The 17,729-nt window shown below is 58.5% G+C and carries 17 protein-coding genes; 6 read left to right on the forward strand and 11 right to left on the reverse strand.

Annotated elements, in window-relative coordinates; translation table 11 throughout:
• Positions 1–150: 150 nt before the first annotated feature.
• Positions 151–834 carry a hypothetical protein gene (locus tag QT222_RS19020; protein WP_491478068.1) on the reverse strand — a complete coding sequence of 228 codons (684 nt, stop codon included), beginning with the start codon at positions 832–834 and terminating at the stop codon, positions 151–153.
• Between the two features lie 352 nt (positions 835–1,186).
• Between QT222_RS19020 and QT222_RS19025 the strand changes: the two genes are divergently transcribed.
• Positions 1,187–2,086: a hypothetical protein gene (locus tag QT222_RS19025; RefSeq protein WP_491478069.1), complete on the forward strand. Its 900-nt coding sequence runs from the start codon at positions 1,187–1,189 to the stop codon at positions 2,084–2,086.
• Between the two features lie 556 nt (positions 2,087–2,642).
• Here the strand turns inward: QT222_RS19025 and QT222_RS19030 are convergent.
• The 4 genes from QT222_RS19030 to QT222_RS19045 all read right to left on the reverse strand — a co-directional run bounded on the left by QT222_RS19030 (position 2,643) and on the right by QT222_RS19045 (position 6,671).
• Positions 2,643–2,888 carry a hypothetical protein gene (locus tag QT222_RS19030; protein WP_004059952.1) on the reverse strand — a complete coding sequence of 82 codons (246 nt, stop codon included), beginning with the start codon at positions 2,886–2,888 and terminating at the stop codon, positions 2,643–2,645.
• A 147-nt stretch (positions 2,889–3,035) separates the two neighbouring features.
• Entirely contained in the window at positions 3,036–5,669 is a 2,634-nt protein-coding gene (locus tag QT222_RS19035; RefSeq protein ID WP_491478070.1) for an efflux RND transporter permease subunit, read from the reverse strand.
• Positions 5,670–5,940: 271 nt separating this feature from the next.
• Positions 5,941–6,216, reverse strand: a complete 276-nt coding sequence (locus tag QT222_RS19040; RefSeq protein ID WP_004059950.1) for a DUF7521 family protein — start codon at positions 6,214–6,216, stop codon at positions 5,941–5,943.
• Positions 6,216–6,671, reverse strand: a complete 456-nt coding sequence (locus QT222_RS19045) for a helix-turn-helix domain-containing protein (protein ID WP_491478071.1) — start codon at positions 6,669–6,671, stop codon at positions 6,216–6,218. The genes QT222_RS19040 and QT222_RS19045 overlap by 1 nt, the downstream gene beginning before the upstream one ends.
• 403 nt (positions 6,672–7,074) lie before the next feature.
• Here QT222_RS19045 and QT222_RS19050 point away from each other — a divergent pair, with 403 nt between their 5' ends.
• A complete protein-coding gene (locus QT222_RS19050) occupies positions 7,075–7,512 on the forward strand; it encodes a hypothetical protein (protein WP_014732506.1) in 438 nt (145 codons plus the stop codon).
• Positions 7,513–8,541: 1,029 nt separating this feature from the next.
• On the opposite strand, the gene QT222_RS19055 is transcribed toward QT222_RS19050, so the two are convergent.
• Positions 8,542–9,780 (reverse strand): RNA-guided endonuclease InsQ/TnpB family protein, encoded by a 1,239-nt coding sequence (locus QT222_RS19055; protein WP_491478072.1) that lies wholly within the window; start codon positions 9,778–9,780, stop codon positions 8,542–8,544.
• A 141-nt stretch (positions 9,781–9,921) separates the two neighbouring features.
• On the opposite strand from QT222_RS19055, the gene QT222_RS19060 reads away from it, so the two are divergent.
• Entirely contained in the window at positions 9,922–10,152 is a 231-nt protein-coding gene (locus QT222_RS19060; RefSeq protein WP_491478073.1) for a CAP domain-containing protein, read from the forward strand.
• Between the two features lie 13 nt (positions 10,153–10,165).
• Here QT222_RS19060 and QT222_RS19065 read toward each other — a convergent pair whose 3' ends face one another.
• Positions 10,166–10,660, reverse strand: coding sequence for an HPP family protein (locus tag QT222_RS19065; RefSeq protein WP_491478074.1), 495 nt, complete (start codon positions 10,658–10,660; stop codon positions 10,166–10,168).
• 62 nt (positions 10,661–10,722) lie between these two features.
• Positions 10,723–11,148, reverse strand: coding sequence for a hypothetical protein (locus tag QT222_RS19070; RefSeq protein ID WP_491478075.1), 426 nt, complete (start codon positions 11,146–11,148; stop codon positions 10,723–10,725).
• Between the two features lie 141 nt (positions 11,149–11,289).
• Here QT222_RS19070 and QT222_RS19075 point away from each other — a divergent pair, with 141 nt between their 5' ends.
• On the forward strand, positions 11,290–11,862 hold the full coding sequence (locus tag QT222_RS19075; protein ID WP_491478076.1) for a GNAT family N-acetyltransferase: 573 nt from the start codon (positions 11,290–11,292) through the stop codon (positions 11,860–11,862).
• A 1-nt stretch (position 11,863) separates the two neighbouring features.
• Here the strand turns inward: QT222_RS19075 and asd are convergent, their stop codons facing one another.
• The gene (asd, locus tag QT222_RS19080) at positions 11,864–12,898 is read right to left on the reverse strand and encodes an aspartate-semialdehyde dehydrogenase (protein ID WP_491478077.1); all 1,035 of its coding nucleotides are present in this window, start codon (positions 12,896–12,898) and stop codon (positions 11,864–11,866) included.
• 195 nt (positions 12,899–13,093) lie between these two features.
• Here asd and pccA point away from each other — a divergent pair, with 195 nt between their 5' ends.
• Positions 13,094–14,899, forward strand: coding sequence for a propionyl-CoA carboxylase biotin carboxylase/biotin-carboxyl carrier subunit (gene pccA / locus QT222_RS19085; protein ID WP_004059941.1), 1,806 nt, complete (start codon positions 13,094–13,096; stop codon positions 14,897–14,899).
• 75 nt (positions 14,900–14,974) lie between these two features.
• Complete coding sequence (locus QT222_RS19090) at positions 14,975–16,024, forward strand: biotin--[acetyl-CoA-carboxylase] ligase (RefSeq protein ID WP_491478078.1); 1,050 nt, start codon at positions 14,975–14,977, stop codon at positions 16,022–16,024.
• A 5-nt stretch (positions 16,025–16,029) separates the two neighbouring features.
• On the opposite strand, the gene QT222_RS19095 is transcribed toward QT222_RS19090, so the two are convergent.
• Entirely contained in the window at positions 16,030–16,584 is a 555-nt protein-coding gene (locus QT222_RS19095; protein ID WP_004059939.1) for a universal stress protein, read from the reverse strand.
• Between the two features lie 121 nt (positions 16,585–16,705).
• Positions 16,706–17,719: an amidohydrolase family protein gene (locus QT222_RS19100; RefSeq protein ID WP_004059938.1), complete on the reverse strand. Its 1,014-nt coding sequence runs from the start codon at positions 17,717–17,719 to the stop codon at positions 16,706–16,708.
• Between the last annotated feature and the right edge of the window lie 10 nt (positions 17,720–17,729).

Consider the following 17,729-nt stretch of genomic DNA (forward strand, 5'->3'; position numbering starts at 1 on the left):
CTAACAGTGGGGGGGAAAGAGCATGTCAGATAGTCCCCCGCACTGAAGACCTTTCACAGTATCAAAACTATCCACCATACAGGAGACAAATCGTTCTTTAAGGGGAACCCGAGCGGGATACAGCCCCAGCTACGCGGGTATTACGGAAATTCATTCCTTTTTGTTGCCCATCATGGGGGTTGTGAGATATAACAGCCGCCTCCACTTGCCTGTATCTAGGTTATCTAACGATTCGACGTATCCCTTAGGGTTATCAACGGATAGAGCTGCCGTCAAGTGTTTTTCAACGATATTTTTCACACCACGCTCTTCGTTAAATAGCAGATCTTTCGGCCGGTCGATAACAATATTACATTCTGGGCATAACCACACACGGCGCTTCAATGCGACAAGTCTAGTCTTATTTCGATGGAGCATTTCGGTTTGACAATCTGGGCAGCACGGGCCTCTCACAATGTATGCGTATTGTGTACCACCGCGACGTGGTTCGCCGAAGGTAACGAACCAGTCAACATCATACTGCCGAACTACACCATGCCAAATCATCTTATCCGGGGGCGAAGGAATGACAGAAACACTACTCGAGTTGCTTTTTCGGATCTCTTGTCTTCTGTCTAAGATTGAGTATATGAGTCCGATAATGTAGCTCACTCCAAAGTACACCGGAGCAACTAGTACAACCGTCAACGCTCCGACTCGTAGCACCGGATCAGCCAGCACGACAGCAAAGGAATCACTGTTAATTGAGTTAAATGGAATCAGAGTATTGAGTAGAATCCCTGCGATTACTGATGGGAGAAGTCCCCAGACAACCCATCGTCCGATATCAGACATCATCTAGTCATTAAAACCATATGTCATAGCGATTTCGGACATTAAGATTCCGGGAAATCAATAGAACCCTTTCTACAGCAATCATCGTAAGTGAATGGTCTCCGAGAATAGCCTAGTCTCGGAAGCATCGGTTCCGACTGCGTTTACTCTGTTACTGTCACGAACGCCGCCCTAAATACAGGGCAAGTAGTGACTGGTACGGGTGATAACTTTCCAGTATCTATCAAAAACAGCGTACGAGATATAGAGTGTGGTCATCATATATTTAAGCATTCGTTCATATCGGATTTTTATATTGTGATAGCGGCCGATCAAACTATTCCAGTGCAAAGATTGAGTTATAGTAGCAAACATGTTCAAGACTGATCGAGGCCTTTTCATCCTCGGTGTGATAATCGTCTTCGGTTTCATTTTAATAGCATTCATAGGTGAACATATTGAAATTTTCACCACCAATACTGCCAACGCGTTGATATTGGCTGCTGGGCCAGTTGCCACTCTCATTCTAGCGTATGGGACTATTGAATCTCTCCGGCACAGCAAACAGAATCTCGAAGAACTGCGCCGAGATAGAAAAGGAGAGGGAATCAAGAAGTTAATTGCATTAGGGATTGACCCCGTTCTGGAAAATCTACTCCGGCATCAGAGTGGGTGGGAAGAAGACCCACTCCACTCCGGAAAACCGATATTACCACCATTGAGACTCACCGAAATTCCAGAAAATGTCTCTCTCTATGATCTGGGTCGTGAGACCGAGTATAACCATCTGCAGGAATCAATTCTTGAATACTTTGATCAAATAGATGAATACAGGAAAAACAGGAGGTACATTGTGTCAAAAATGGGAAATTATCTGGATGACATTCTTGCAGACCCCCATATCGTACCCAACTTTCATCCGACAATCAAACAACAATTACACATTAAAGAAAAGGCACATAGTATCTCAGACGAGGTGCTTACAAATTCGTACAATACCGTAGGCGAAGTTCAAATAATGAAGTTGATTTTTTTGCGCGAAGTTGATTGTTTCTCAACACCAATGGATATATTAATTGAATTAAGTTATAACATTCAAGGAAAAAATGAAAGTCTCTTCCACGAATTAGATAAAGTGCGTGAAGAGCTAATGAAAGAATACGAAATATCAGACACAGAAATATCTGAATTCCGTGCCCAACGGGATGACATTAAACTACTATACTACGTACAGAGAGAATATTCTACTGTCAAACCTCATCGGGGCAGTTGAAATCAGTAGGTCTCCGATGAACGAAGTTAAATTTGAATTGTATTGGGGGTTCTCAATGTGCTGATTACGCATACCCACCTCTCGGATAGTTCGGTAGAAATTAGATGAAATAAAGGCCAGACGGGACGCGGTCAGATCAGACTCAACTTCCGGAAAAACCCGATTCTTGGAAATGGTGGATTCAAACAATTAACTCTGTACACATTCACATTTCAAAATGAGTCCAAAATAGGAAATTAGCAATAGAGCTATTAGCCAGTGAAATATAGATAATCTGTCATCTTGGGGAGACTGGTACCAAATATGATTCCCGCGAGATACAGCAATCGTAGCGACCCCCCACTGGTTCCGAGCACATCTCCAAGAGCTGCAGAAACTGCCCGCACCGAACTGTGCCTGGCAATGGTCCGAGGTAGACGTTGGTAAACCACAACTCGAGCAAGCGTGGCGGAGAGACGTTTCCAAGATACAGAATAGAGAGCGCATGCTTCGGACAGCACACGCCAATGTTCGACAAAAGATGGCACCTGCGAGAAGTGTTCGCCTCCGGGTTCGCTTAGACGCTTGCGGTAGTGCCACTGGACCCGACCTCGTCGCGCACGACGAAGTAGAGAATCCAGACGATGACACCACCCAAGAACGCACCGATACCCCACGCGAGCGCGTGCCTACTGTTTCGGCGCTTTGCGTCTCGATAGACGAAGAAAGCCACGGCTAGCGGTACGACGAGCAGTAGCCCGATGAAGAACAAAATGAGCAGTTCCGGGCCGCCGGGGACACCTGCTTGAAGGATAGACAGCATACTGTCTATTTTTCAAAGTCATACACAAATAGTTTCGGTTGGTCGTCTTGAAGTTCCGAATGAGGGATTTCTATCGAGGGAGTCGCGTACGGATGGACGAGCGTTCCGGCCGTTTTCAGACGGTCCCGCCCGACCACAAACCGAACCTCACCTCGCGTCCGGGGACCCGTACGAGAACCGTCCGAGCAAGCGCTCACGGGCCACGAGAAGGCACGGAAGCACGGTCATACACGCGACGAACGCGTAGATGATGCTCAGTCCAGTGACGAGACCGAACCGCTGCAGCGGTGGCGAAAGCGACAGTGCGAGCACGCCGAACCCGGATGCGGTCGTCACAGCACTGCCGAGCAATGCACTTCCAGTGCCGGTGAGTGCCGTAGACAGCGTGTCCGCAAGCGAGTCGCGCTGGGCGCGTTCGTCGATGAATCGTTCACTGACGTGGATGCTGTAATCCACGCCGAGACCAATCGCCAGACTGGTAATAACGACCGTCTCGCTGTTGAACGGGATATCGAGTACCGCCATCGTTCCGAGCAACCACGCGAGTGCAATCAGGACGGGGGCGATCGTCACCAACCCCACCCCCGGCGCACCGTAGCGCACCCAGTATAGCCCGACGAGAAGCGTGAGAATGACGCCGAGCGTGATGGCGAACCCTTCGACGAGCGTCTCGAACAGCGCGCTTTGGACGACAGCGGTGATGACCGGCCCGCCGGTCGCAGTCGCTCTCACCGGCGCATCCGACTCGATGGCCGATGCGACGTCTCGCACGTCGCCTGCAACCGACTGGGCCGAGGCGTCGCCTTCCACGCCGATAGTCAGTCGCGCGGATTCGTACGTTCCCGTCTCAGAGCGGTAGAGGACCGAGGATGCCTGTTCGGGGGCGACGTCGAACAACAGGTCGTAGACTGCCGCGACGTCCCTCTCCGGAAGCCCGTCACCATCTGTGTCACGCGATTCGATTGCGCCCGCGACCGTCTCGTTTTGGGCGGCGACGCTCCGAAGAACGGATGCCGGGCTCTCGATAGCGGCGTTGCCGTCAGAGCCGACGACGACCGTCTCTCGACTGCTCACGCTATGGGTCACGTCGTCGGTTGCGGTGAGTAGTGCCGGCGCAGTGACGTTCTCCCGTACGAGTATCTGTCCCGCCGACCCCTGTCCACGTTGGCGGAAGTTGTCGCTCAGGTAGTCGAGGTTCTCGCTCGCCTCGTAGTCGCTGGGCGCGAACGGTTCCGGGAGGGACTTCATCCACGCCGGGGCATCCTGCGTGAGGAAGTCGGCTTGGTTGAACTCGGTGTCGATACCAGTCGCACCATACGCGCCTGCGGAGGCGAGCAGTAGCGAGACCACGAGAACGACGACGGGCGCTCGCTGTGCGAGCCTGGCAGCACCTGACAGAAGGCCGTTCAGCCGCCCGGAGCCGACGCCGACAGCAACGTTTCGGCGGCGACCGCGGCGGGCGAACACTCGTTCGAGTTCGAGTTTGACAGCCGGGACGAGCGCGGCGAAGACGACGAAGATGGCGACGATGCCAACGCTGCTCAAGATGGCGAAGTCCTGAATCGAACCCAGCGGGCTAACGTAGTTCGACGAGAAGCCAACAGCCGTCGAAAATGCGGCAGTCGCTAATGCGAGGACGACACCGGCAACCCCGACACGCATCGCTGTCGTTGGGTCTCGCTGGCCGGCAGTTTCGTCGTCGGTGTCGAGGACACCCGCTCGGGCCTCTCGATAGCGCATCACGACGTGGAGCGAGTAGTCGATGCTCAGGCCAATGAGCAAGAACGGCACGGCGATCAACGTCGAGTTCGACGGAATGCCGAGCCACCCCTGTACGCCGGCGTACCAGACCATCACGACGCCGACACCGAACACGCTCACGAGAACGTCCACGATGTCGCGGTAGGCGATGGCGAGCACGACGAGGAGGAGGACGATTGCGACCGGCGTGACGATGATAAACGTATCACCAATCGCCTGCGAGGACTCCGCGTCGATGGTGCCCTGTCCGAAAACGAACGCGTCGGCGAAGCGCTCCGTGACGAGCGACTCGATAGCAACCTGCGCATCGTTGACCTCCCGGGTGGTCGCCGCCGACCCGTCCGGATTCCTCTGGAAGACGAGAGTCGTTCTCGCGTCCGCACTCGAAGTGCCTGGTTCGTATTTCGACGGCAGGAATTCGGCCGGGTCGTTGCCGGGAACGGATGCGTCTGGGCCGAGAATACGGCTGAGATACGTCTCGACCGCTTCATCGGAACTAGCTTCGAGTGCCGCAATCTGCTGGTCGAGCGTCGGCGTTTGCGACGCGCCTCGGGCCGACTGGGCCGAAGCAGACGTGTTGTTTCTCGCGGCCGTAGAGGGCCTCGATGTAGTGTGACTGTCGCGCTGTTCGTGGGCGTACGCGACGTTCGCCACGATGTTCTCGATGCCGACGAGTTTCGTCTCGTCGTGGAGCGTCGAATTGATCGACTCGTTTTCGCGGAGGTCCCGTTGTAGGCGGAGGCTCCGTAGTAGCGAGTCACGAGTGAGAACGTCACCTCCCCGGTCTCTGACGACGATTTGTGCGACGACTGCATCGTCAGTTTCGTACGTCGATTCGATCTGGTCGAGCGCCGCCTGCTCCGGCGAATCGAGACGTGCGGTGCCGATGTCTCCGTCTCCGGTGGTGCCGACAATCGCGCCAGCGCCGACAACGGCACTGACGACGAGTACCAGCGCGATTACCAACCGACTCCGCGAAGCGACCACGTCTGCGTATCGAGACGTTAGGTCCCGCTTCATCGGTCGCAAACACCACCTGTTACGAGAGCGACTGTGAAGTCAGGCCGAGTAACGGACGCTTCGAATTCGTTCATACTCCCACTGCGATAGCGGTCGATAAGGAGCAATGGAGGCGTCCCAAGATGTGGGAGAACTACAGCCGCGTTTCTCCGTCAGTGCGCACGCGACCGACCGCTGTCGTTCGATTTGCTATGTGCCCAGTTGCAAACCTACGGCCGCTTCGATTCGAGGTTAAGTGACCGGATAGCACCCGTTCTGAGAAAATTGGCTCTCAAGTCTGGTAGAGGCCGAATATCATCACGACGAATCCCAGACAGATAATCACGCTCTCGAAGAGCATTCCCTCGGTGGTCGAAGCTCCGCCGAGGTGGTGAAACACGCCGACGAGGGCCGTTCCCAGCGTGATGACTGCTAACCCCACTGCAAAGTACTGAAGGCCGGCAATCCGCGTGCGGTTGTAGGCCCGATACGCCATCAACGAGACGACTCCGCCGAGGACCAACGCGGCAATCTTGACGACAACGAGCGATGCGACGAGTAGCTCCATTACGACTCCTCTTTCATCGCCGACCAGAACGTCGCTAATCGGTCTTCCGCATCCGTCTCTGGACGAGCCACCGTCAACGAGAACTCACCGGTGCCGTCGATGCCGATAGTGACCTCCGTGAAATCCCGCTCGTAGAGCGTGACGTTCGGCCCGTCGCGTCGAACCTCGGTATACTCCCGAACGAGCGCCGAGTCGCGGAGTAATTCGAGCTTTCGGTAGACGGTCGAACTGGACAGGTCGCACTCCTCACAGAGTTCGCTCGCGGACATCGGGCTGTCTAACTGCGAGAGTATCGCTCGACAGTTGCTGTCGTCGAGTGATTGCAACACTATCGGGAGCACGGGACCGTCGAGGTCGTCAGAGGAAACGTGGGCCATTTCGGTAGATGAGTCTGTCGAGCCACTGCTCGACGGGATCAGCGAGAGTCGATTCGACCCAAGGTGTTGTTCACTCATCTCACGTGTTGTCGGTCGCGTCTCCGATTCGGGAATCAGCGGTCACCATACGCTATACACTCGACTCTTCTTTTCGCAGAAGAGGTATAGAAATCCCGGCCATTCCCAGATGCGCGGAATGCCTCGATCACGTTCTTTCCGTACGGTTCTCTCTTTCGTCACCGAAGCTATAGTAGCGTTTGCAACTGGTGACACAGCCGATCGAGTGTGCAATGACTTGCAAACGCGACTGTAGTCCCACAACTTGGGACGCCTCCATCGATGTTTATCTGCCACTCTCGAACACCCCGAAGATGACACACAGAACGGTCGAGCGTAATCCACACGAGTTCAGTTGTCTGGGTACAACCACCACAGCGCGCCGAGAAAACCCGACCGCCGCGCCGACCACGGGGTGTCGCCGATGACGACGGGTTTCGACGTGGCGATGACCATCCACACCCTCTTCGCGGCGCTTTGGACGGGCGGGACGCTCGTCGTTTCGGGTGCGGTTGTTCCGGCGGCGCGCCGTGAACTGCTACCCACGGATGGTCTGACCCTTATCGCGCGTCGGTTCTGGTATCTCACAGTCGCTTCGGTTCTCTTCTTGTTGTTCAGCGGCGGCCATCTCGCCGGGACGCTCTACACCGCCGAAACGCTCCAGACCACGGGACGGGGACACCGCATCTTAGCGATGGTCGGCTTGTGGCTCGTCCTCGCAGTGACGCTTTTCTTCGGCTTCCGCCGACTCACCGGTAGCCAATCCGGCGGGGCCGCAACGGCGGCGACGAAGGCGCGCCCGTGGTTTCTCGGGGCGAGTGGCGTCTCGATAGCACTCCTCGTCCTCGCAGGACTGCTCTGATTCGACGAGTGAGAGACGTGGATTCCTGTCCACGAAACGGGTTTCACGAGAGCAAAGGCGAACTGCGGTCTGAAGATAACGTATCGTTTCGAATCTACGTTCGAGCATAGGGTGGACAGATGCCCGCCGGACTGACCTGGATTCCCACGAGAATCCGAGACTCGCGGTGAGTCTGTCCTGTCCGGCGAACCGCTACCGCATCCGGGGGACACTCACCCAGCAGATTCCAGATTCCAGATACAGAGGGAGGTGTTCAGTTACTCAAAATAGCAAATGTTGCCATCACGAGTCTCATTTCTTGGACAGCACTTGTATTTTCGATTATGATTTTGGCACTGTCAACTATATCGGCGATTAAAAGATAATAATGGACGCACTGCATTAGCGGAGCGGATTTCTCGGTGAGGATAGCTCAAAACTTTTGACCCAAGTCAATTTCAAAAATCTCAGTAGATAGTTTTTCCAGAGATTGAGAAATCACCGCTACCGAGAGAAACAGGCTCGAAACAACTCAGACGAGACCAGTCCAAACAGCAACCGCAACCAACAAACCGAGCACCCCAACCGACAGTACTGTCCATTTCAAAATCGAATTGCTCTCTCGGTCTAGCGCTATTGCATCTTCCGCTAGGTAGTCAGGCTCATCCTCGTATTGTAATGTCCCATCGGGATTCAGGTCTGGACTCTTCGAGTACGTCGGCTCAATTGCTGTACCGACGGTGAGTTCTGGTTCAAATACGCGGTACGGTTTTCCACTCCGTTCGCTCGGTGGCTCGCCGAGAAATTTCGGCTTTTTAGGGGTTCCAGCCGTTGGTTCGCCGCTCAATATTTTGTTGAGACGGCTAATCTTCTCTCGGCGTTCGTCCTCGGTTCGTGATACCGCGTTGGATTTCTGTTCGAGGTGTTTGACTGTTTCATCGACTTGAGAGGGGTCTGTCCCCTCTGCAGTAACGACAGAACGTTCGTCGTCCTTGTTCTGAGTAAGCTACCACGCCCTGAAGGGCGTGGCATTCAGCGTGGACTCCCGTTCTAACCCGATAGAAGGGTAGGCGAATACTCGCCATTCACGTTCATCATCCCGCTGTTCAAGCGCACGCCTACGGGTGCGCCTCCACGCCCAGACTTTTGCTGGTCGCGGAGATACTTCAGGCCAATATTCTTCGCCGCGTTGTAATCCGCGTGTACGTCGTACCCGCACTTCAGACACTCAAACTCGTCTTGTCCGTTGTTGTGTGGGCGGTTATCTTCGTGGGTGAATCCACACTTCGAGCAACGCTGACTCGTGTACGCCGGGTTAATCTGCTTCACCACAAGTCCCTCGGATTCGGCTTTGTACGTGACGTACTCGTAGAGGCGGTGGAACGCCCATTTGTGAACCGCTTTCGCGTGCGGTACGCGTTCTCGAATCCCCTTGAGTTGCTCGAACACAATATGCGTACACTCGTTCTCAAGAGCCTCTTCAACCAGTTCGTTCGACACCGTGTGAAGCAATTGCTCGAACCGTCCGGTTTGCGTTCGACCGACGGATTGGATGTTCTCATGTGCCCAGCGCGTCCCAGTCTGTTGCAGGTCACCACGACGTTTCTCGTATTCGCGATGCCAGTGATTGAGTTCACCGCCACTCCAGAATCGGCCTGTTGAGGTGGTTGCGATGTTTGTGATGCCGAGGTCAACACCAAGGACGGAAACGTGCTTAGCATCGCCTTGTTCGGCATCATCGTTCTCCACGGCGGGCTTTGTCCGCACATGAAGGTAGAAACAGCCCTCAATACGGTCGTAGTGAAGCGTGGCTCCCTTCACGTCGTACTCGTCGTTGAACAAGTACGCTGCGTGTGGCGTCTCACGAGACTCATCTGGTAAGACGAACTGAGCGGTGACTCGCCCGTCGATAGTGGCGAGCGTGCAGTGTTCGTCGTTCACTGTGACGGTTCGGGCATCGTAACTGGCGAACCGCGACGTGAACTCGGGTTTCGAGGCTTTCTTACCTTCTTTCCAGCGTTCGACGCAGCCTTTGACTGCTTCTGCGGCTCGGTTTCGTGCGGCTTGCACGAGATTGGCCGGGAGCGGCGAGTCTTCTCGAACGTCATAGTACGTTTGGTCGTGGAGTTTCTGTTTGCTGGTGATTTTCCAGTCTGACTCCCACGCTACGTCTACGACGTAGTTGGCGGCGTCGAGGAAGTGGTCGGTTGTCTGGTGGAGGAGGTCAGCGGAACTCTCGGCCACATCGAGTTTGATGGGCACGGTTCGAGTGGCTGCGTCTTCCACCATCTGTACTTCATATGTAGTAGCCCGTATTTATAATAGTTCGGGTTGGCGTGGGGGAGTCGGCCTGCCACCGAGGATTGTTTGTATCCGTGTTGTCGGCTTCCTCCCGCGCCTAAAGTCGCGGGTTTCCGCCTTGCAGTCATTATGACAGGGTCGGAAAACATTGCGCAAACCTATCACGACGAGAACGTCGTTGGGGCTGGCTATCTGACCACCGAACAGGAGTTGGCAGATGGCCTGATGGATCAATGGATGAACTCGACCGGTCACCGCAAAAACATCCTAACGCCGGAGTGGAATAACATCGGCGTCGGTGTGTACATAATCGAGGAATCGGGCGGAACTGCCGTCTATGCGACGCAGAACTTCTGTTGAGTTCCGGTTCTGCTCACCGAACGTTGACGCCCCCGACCGCCGACTCAACTCCCCGGTGAACCGTCACGAGCGCCACTACGCTCACCACGATAATCCCAACATCCACCGCCGTCGAGAGCAGGCCGAGCGAGACGATAAGTGTCGTCGCACACGCCGGAGGATGAACAGCATCCGTTTTCACCATTCCCCAACTCGTTGCGGCGACGGAGACGACCCCGCTAGTGACGAGTCGAAGCCCATCCACGGACACCGGCGGCGGTGACGCGGTGAGCGTCACGCCCGACGCAACGAGTGCGTAGGAGAGAAAGCCAACCACCGCACCGACGAGGTGTCCGCCGACGACGCGAGACGGGCGGGGTTGCGCCCCCCGACGCTCGAACGCGAGGACGAACGCCGACGGGCCGAGACTCGGGAAGATGAACGCCCGTCCGGTCGCCCACGCGACGACGCCGAGCGTGGCGAAGAGCAGCCCGGCGGCGAGTCCCGTTTCGAGCCCGCGACGTTGCATACCCCTACTCGATGGATGCGCACTGAAAACGATGTCTGACTGGACGCGCCGCGCCCGAACGCCTATCGCCCGCTGAAGTGTCTGACTGCGCCGCCCGCCAGACCTGTGATGGCGAAGTCGATGCCTCGAACGACCACGTTGTACAGTGCGCTCCAGACGAGAGTCAATTCGAACGCCCCGGATGGGATGATTGCGATGGCGGCCGGAACGAACCCGACGAGTGCTGCGCCGCCGCCGACGAGACCGAAGAGCGCGGCGAACGACGTGTACTCGGCAGGGATGTCCGCTCGGCCGGCGGCCCAGTAGCCGGTCAGAAACAGGAAGACTGGAGCGAGGAGGAACGAGATAGCGCTCAGTCCTATCGCCATCTCGCCGAGCGAGACAGCGCTTCGATGTGCGACGACCGGGAGGAACTGCTGGACGGCAGTAACGACGCCGATGAGCAAGCCGAGAAGTGCAACGGTGAGTCCAATCTGGCGGGTACGCATAGTGAGCCGTGTATGAAAGTAGACAGCAAGTAGGTCTGTCGGCCACGCCACCAAAATTTCGTCCACTCGCGGCTGGGAAGTGTCCCGCTCATCCGACCCCGCATGAGGGCATTAAAATGTATTTACGGAGATACGTCACACATGCCCGGAGCAATCTTTCTCGAAGGCGACCGCGTCGAACTCCGAACCATCGAATCGGAAGACACCGAATTTCTCCACGAGACCATCAACGACCGGCGAGTTCGACAGGGTCTCGCCGCCGTCGATCCGGTAACGCGGTCGAACGAACGCGACTGGGTCGAGTCCCGCGGCGAGGGCGACGACATCAACTTCCTCATCTGTGACGGCGGGGAGCCGGTCGGAACGATTGGTCTCAAGCCGCCGAACGTCATCAACGGGGCGACCGAGGCCGGCTACATGGTCGCGCCCGACCACTGGGGGAACGACTATGCAACCGACGCGCTCCGGGCACTCTGTGGGTACGCCTTCGAAGAGCGACGGCTCAACAAAGTGTACGCGAACGCCTACGAGACCAACCCGGCTTCGAGTCGCGTCCTAGAGAAAGTCGGATTCCAGCGCGAGGGCGTCCACCGCGAACAGGGCTTTGTCGACGGCGAACACGTGGACGTGTTCCGGTACGGACTGCTCGCTCACGAGTGGCAGCATACTGCCGACGAACCCGGCCGTAAGGCCGAACGCGACAGTTGGATTTAGCTTAAATCCAGCCTTCTTCGGCGAGGAGTTCGCCGTTGAGAACAGACGCGCCAGCAGCACCGCGAATCGTGTTGTGCGCGAGGCAGTTGTACTTCACGCCGCGGTCGGTCGCCTGAATGCCACCGGCGGAGATCTGCATACCATCACCGCGCTCGCGGTCGAGGCGGGGCTGTGGGCGGAAGTTGTCCTCGAAGACGTGGATGAGTTGCTCGGGCGCGCTCGGGAGGTCGACGCCGGGGTACTCCCGCATCGCGGCCGCGACATCCTCGGGGGAGGCGTCCTCAGCGAGGTCCGCGAAGACGCTTTCGAGGTGACCGTCGAGCGTCGGAATACGGTTACAAGAGGCGTTAACCTCGGCGTCGTGGAGTGCGACTTCCGCGCCGTCGAACGTGCCGAGAAGCTTCCGCGACTCGCTTTCCATCTTTTCTTCTTCGCCGCCGATGTGCGGGATGGCGTTGTCGATGATTTCCATCGAGGTGACGCCGTCGTAGCCCGCGCCGGAGACGGCCTGCAGGGTCGTCACGTGGACGCGGTCGAGACCGAACTGGTCAAGCGCGGCGAGCGTCGGGACCATCGTGATGGTCGAGCAGTTCGGGTTCTTCACGAGTGCGCCGTCCCACCCGCGCTCGTCGCGCTGGACCTCGATGAGGTCGAGATGGCCGGGGTTGATTTCGGGAATCGTCAGCGGCACGTCGGGGGCCATGCGGTCGTTCGAGGAGTTCGAGGAGACGACGTACCCGGCTTCGAGGAAGTCCGGTTCGGCCTCCGCGGCGACCGACGAGGGAAGCGACGAAAAGAGGAGGTCGATGTCGTCTGGCACGTCCGCGGGGTCGGTCCGACCGACTTCCATCTCCGCGACGTCGTCCGGGATGGGGGTATTGACACGCCACTTTGCCGCTTCGTCATATCGCTTGCCCGCGCTCGACTCGCTCGCGGTGAGCGCCGCGAGTTCGAACGTTGGGTGGTCTTCGAGAAGCTGGATGAATCGCTGTCCAACTGCACCGGTTGCGCCGAGGATTCCGACTCGTACTGCCATTACCCATGTCGTAGTGTCGCACACGCATAAGGCCGTTTGGATTTGAGTCGATATTCACCGTATTCCGCTTGTACGTTAGGTTTCTGGCGGGTTCTTTCATGGTCGAACACGTAAATCGTTGACTGTCGAATCATGAACCGACGTGCGTTGTGAAACCGATAGAATAACGTGTGGTTCCCTGAAAGACTACTGTAAATGTTCAGCAAGGTTCTCGTCGCCAACCGAGGCGAGATCGCAGTGCGCGTCATGCGTGCGTGCGAGGAGCTTGGAGTCCGAACTGTCGCGGTCTACAGCGAGGCCGACAAACACGGTGGGCACGTACGCTACGCGGACGAGGCGTACAACATCGGCCCAGCCCGTGCGGCCGACTCCTACCTCGACCACGAGTCAGTCATCGAAGCAGCCCGGAAGGCTGACGCCGACGCTATCCATCCGGGGTACGGATTCCTGGCTGAGAACGCCGAGTTCGCCCGAAAGGTCGAAGATTCCGAGTTCACGTGGGTCGGTCCGTCCGCCGACGCGATGGAGCGACTGGGTGAAAAGACGAAGGCCCGGTCGCTCATGCAGGACGCCGACGTGCCGGTCGTCCCCGGTACGACCGAGCCCGCAGACTCCGCCGAGGACGTGAAAGCCGTCGCCGACGACTACGGCTACCCGGTCGCCATCAAGGCCGAAGGTGGCGGTGGCGGTCGTGGCCTGAAGGTCGTCCACTCCGAAGACGAGGTCGATGGCCAGTTCGAGACGGCAAAGCGAGAGGGTGAGGCGTACTTCGACAACGCCTCCGTCTACGTCGAGAAGTATCTCGAAGCGCCGCGCCACATCGAGGTGCAGATTCTCGCCGACGAACACGGAAACGTCCGACACCTCGGCGAGCGTGACTGCTCGCTCCAGCGCCGCCACCAGAAGGTCATCGAGGAAGCGCCGTCGCCTGCGCTCTCCGAGGACCTGCGCGAGCGCATCGGCGAGGCCGCCCGACGCGGTGTCCGCGCGGCGGAGTACACCAACGCCGGGACGGTGGAGTTCCTCGTCGAGGACGGCGAGTTCTACTTTATGGAGGTCAACACGCGTATCCAGGTCGAACACACCGTTACCGAGGAAGTGACGGGTCTCGACGTGGTGAAGTGGCAACTGCGCGTCGCCGCGGGCGAGGAACTCGACTTCTCGCAGGACGACGTGGAAATCGAAGGCCACTCGATGGAGTTCCGCATCAACGCGGAAGCCCCCGAAAAGGAATTCGCGCCCGCGACGGGCACGCTTTCGACCTACGACCCGCCGGGCGGCATCGGCATCCGCATGGACGACGCCGTCCGTCAGGGCGACGAAATCGGCGGTGACTACGACTCGATGATTGCAAAGCTCATCGTCACCGGGTCTGACCGCGAGGAAGTCCTCGTTCGCGCCGAGCGCGCACTCAACGAGTTCGACATCGAAGGACTTCGAACGGTCATTCCGTTCCACCGCCTCATGCTCACCGACGAGGCGTTCCGCGAGGGAAGCCACACGACGAAGTACCTCGACGAGGTGCTCGACCCCGAGCGCATCGAGGCCGCCGTCGAGCGCTGGTCCCCCGAAGCCGTCGCCGGCGACGAAGAGGAAGGAGAGGTGACAGAGCGCACCTTCACCGTCGAGGTCAACGGCAAGCGCTTCGAAGTCAGCCTCGAAGAGCGCGGCGCACCCGCTATCCCGCTCGGCGGCGCATCGGCCGCCGCGTCCGCATCGAAGCCCTCCGGCCCACGAAAGCGCCGTGAAGAGAGCGACGAAGGTGGACAGCAGGTAATCGAGGGTGACGGCGAGTCCGTCGCCGCCGAGATGCAGGGGACCATCCTCGCTGTCGAAGTCGACGAGGGCGACGACGTCGAGCCCGGCGACACTGTCTGCATCCTCGAAGCGATGAAGATGGAAAACGACGTTGTCGCCGAACGCGGTGGCACCGTCTCGCAGGTGCTCGTCGGCGAAGGCGATAGCGTCGACATGGGCGACGTGCTTCTCGTCCTCGAATAGCCACTCTCGGTCGAAGTTCTCGCACGGAGAACCGGAACCACGAACCTCTTTCTTCGCGCCGTCGTAGCCGACTTCATGAGCGACACGCGACGCACCCTCCTCGATGCACTCGCCGAGGGGCCAGTCTCCGGTCCCGACCTCGCGGACCGACTCGGCGTCTCTCGCGCCGCGGTCTGGAAGCACGTCGAATCACTCCGTGACGATGGGTTCGGCGTCGAGAGTACAAGTGATGGGTACACCATAACCGACGTTCCCGAATACGGTGGCCCGGCTATCGAGTACGGACTGGAGGCCGACTACGACGTGGAGTTCCACGAGGTTCTTGCCTCGTCGAACGACCGCGCTCGCGAACTCGCCGCCGACGGCGCGACGGACGTGGCCGTCATCGCTCGCGAGCAGTCCGCCAGCAAGGGCCGGAAGGGACGCGAGTGGTCCGCACCCGACGGTGGCGTCTGGATGAGCCTGCTCGTCCGGCCCGACGAACCACCGGCGCACGCACCGCTGTACACGCTCGCGATGGCCGTCGCCGTCTGCGATGCGGCGCGTGAAGCAGGTGTTGATGCGAGTATCAAGTGGCCGAATGACGTTATCGTGAGTCGTCCGCCGCAGCGGGCGACGAACGATGGCTCGTCGGGCGCATCAGCGTCCGACGGGGGGATTGCGAGCGAAGCGAGCAATCGTTCGGCTGACTCTGGCGCGTCTGACCGCGGCTACAAAAAGCTCTGCGGCATCCTCACCGAGATGGAAGGTGAAGCCGACCGCATCTCGTGGTTAATCATCGGACCCGGTACCAACGTCAACCTCGACCCCGAGACGCTCCCGGAGGGTGCGACGAGTATCGCCGCCGAAGCCGGCCCGGTCGAACGCCGCGTGTTCGTCCAGCGGGTACTCGAACGGTTCGAAGAACTGCGAGATGACCTCGATAGCGTCCTCCTGGCGTGGCGCGAGCGGGCCGACACGCTCGGCAGACAGGTTCGCGTCCACACCGCAAGCGGCGTGGTCGAAGGAAAAGCGGTGGACGTAGAGCACCCCGGAACACTCGTCGTCCAAACCGACGAGGGTGAGACACGCGTCCACGCCGGCGACTGCGAACACCTGCGCCCGGCAACTGACGACGGTCGCTGAGCGGCTTATCTTTCTCCGTCGACAGTGGCGGTTGTGTCTGCTGTTGTCTCAGCATCCACAGGAGAGTCCGCCGCGGATTCGACGGGTACTTCGACTGCCGATTCATCGGTATTGTCTCGGCCGCCTGCGATACGGACAGTCAAGACGGGAACGTTCGACGCGCGGACGACTTTCTCTGCGACCGACCCCAAGAGTAACCGGTCGATGCCACCGCGGCCGTGTGTCCCCATCACGATAAGGTCGCAGTCGCCGCGCTCGGCGAACTCGACGATTTCCCGACTCGGTGACCCTTCGAGGACGTGCGTCTCGACTGGGATATCGTGTTCCTCGGCCGTCCGTTTAATCAGTCTGAGGGCCGCTTCGGCGTCGGAACGCAACAGTTCATCGACGCCTTCCCACGATGATTCCGCTGGAAGTCCGACGAAACTTCCCGCATTTACGACGTAGACCCCGTGTAGTTCCGCATTGTGAACCCCCGCAAGCGCGGCCGCGTGGGTCGCGACGCGCTCGGACCCGTCTGACCCGTCGATGGGGACGATAATTCGGTCATACAACACCATGACACATGGTAACATATTCTTACCAGTAGTAATAACCCTTTGCTACGTGAGGAGTACTGCGAGAATATGATGTGAAGCTGATTGGTCTGAGAAGGTGTCACCGGTGACGGTCGACAGCCGCTCAGAGATGGACGTCTTTTACGTCCGACAGTCCGGCTCGACGGACGACGGCGCGGACCACGTCTTGGACGCCTGCGAGGTTGTCCGTGTCGCCGTCGAGGACGAGCAGTTTCCCCTCGCGGCCCTCCTCGATGAGTCCATAGTTCAGGTCCGCGAGGTCGGCCCCGTTTATCGTCGCCATTCGAAGTACCTCGGCGGCGGATACGTCTGCGAGTTTCGAGGTGAACTCCATCTCGCGGAACATCGACGGACTGTTGAGCATCACGTTGTCCGTTCCGAGCGCGACCTTCGTCCGGTTGGCTAGTTCGCGCACCGGCGGGACGCCGACACCGGTGACGAGGTTCGACCGCGGGCAGACGACGATTGGAATCTCGCTGTCTGCGACCCGTTCGAGGTGGAGCGGTTCGGGGTGAACCATGTGGACGAGGAAGTCGGGTTCGAGGTCCAACGCCGGATTGATGTCGTGGGCGTCGCGCTCGCCGGCGTGGATGCCGAACAGTTTTCCGGCCTCTGCGGTCGCGTTTCGAAGCGTTGCGAACTCGGCGTCCCGCGCACCGGACGCCCCGAAGCCATCCGCAATCTCCATTGCGTCCGCTGTCTCCCGTCCGAGGATGACGGCCTCGATGTCTCTGCCGTCGAGCGCCTGACGGATGACATCGACACCGTCGACGCCGCCCTCGCGGAATTCGAGACAGGCCGCCGTTCCCCCTTGTTCCATCAGTCGGAGCGACCGGTGCATTGCGGCGACTTTCTCCTCGGTACTCGCCGCCCGCAGAAGTCGGTGTTTGAGACCATCCGGCGGAGCGACTAACTCGTCTAAGGAGAGCCCACCGCCTGCTTCCTTGGCGATTGAGTCGCCGAGGTGCGTGTGCGCGTTAACGAACGCGGGAAGAATGATATCCGTCGAATCGGTGTCCGCCTCCTCGATGGCGGTGATAATTCCATCTTCGACCACGACCCGCCCTTCGACCGGTTCGAAGTCGCGACCGCGGAGTACCGTGCCCTCGAATTGCATCGCGTTCGAA

This window comes from Haloferax sp. s1 (genome assembly GCF_058382125.1).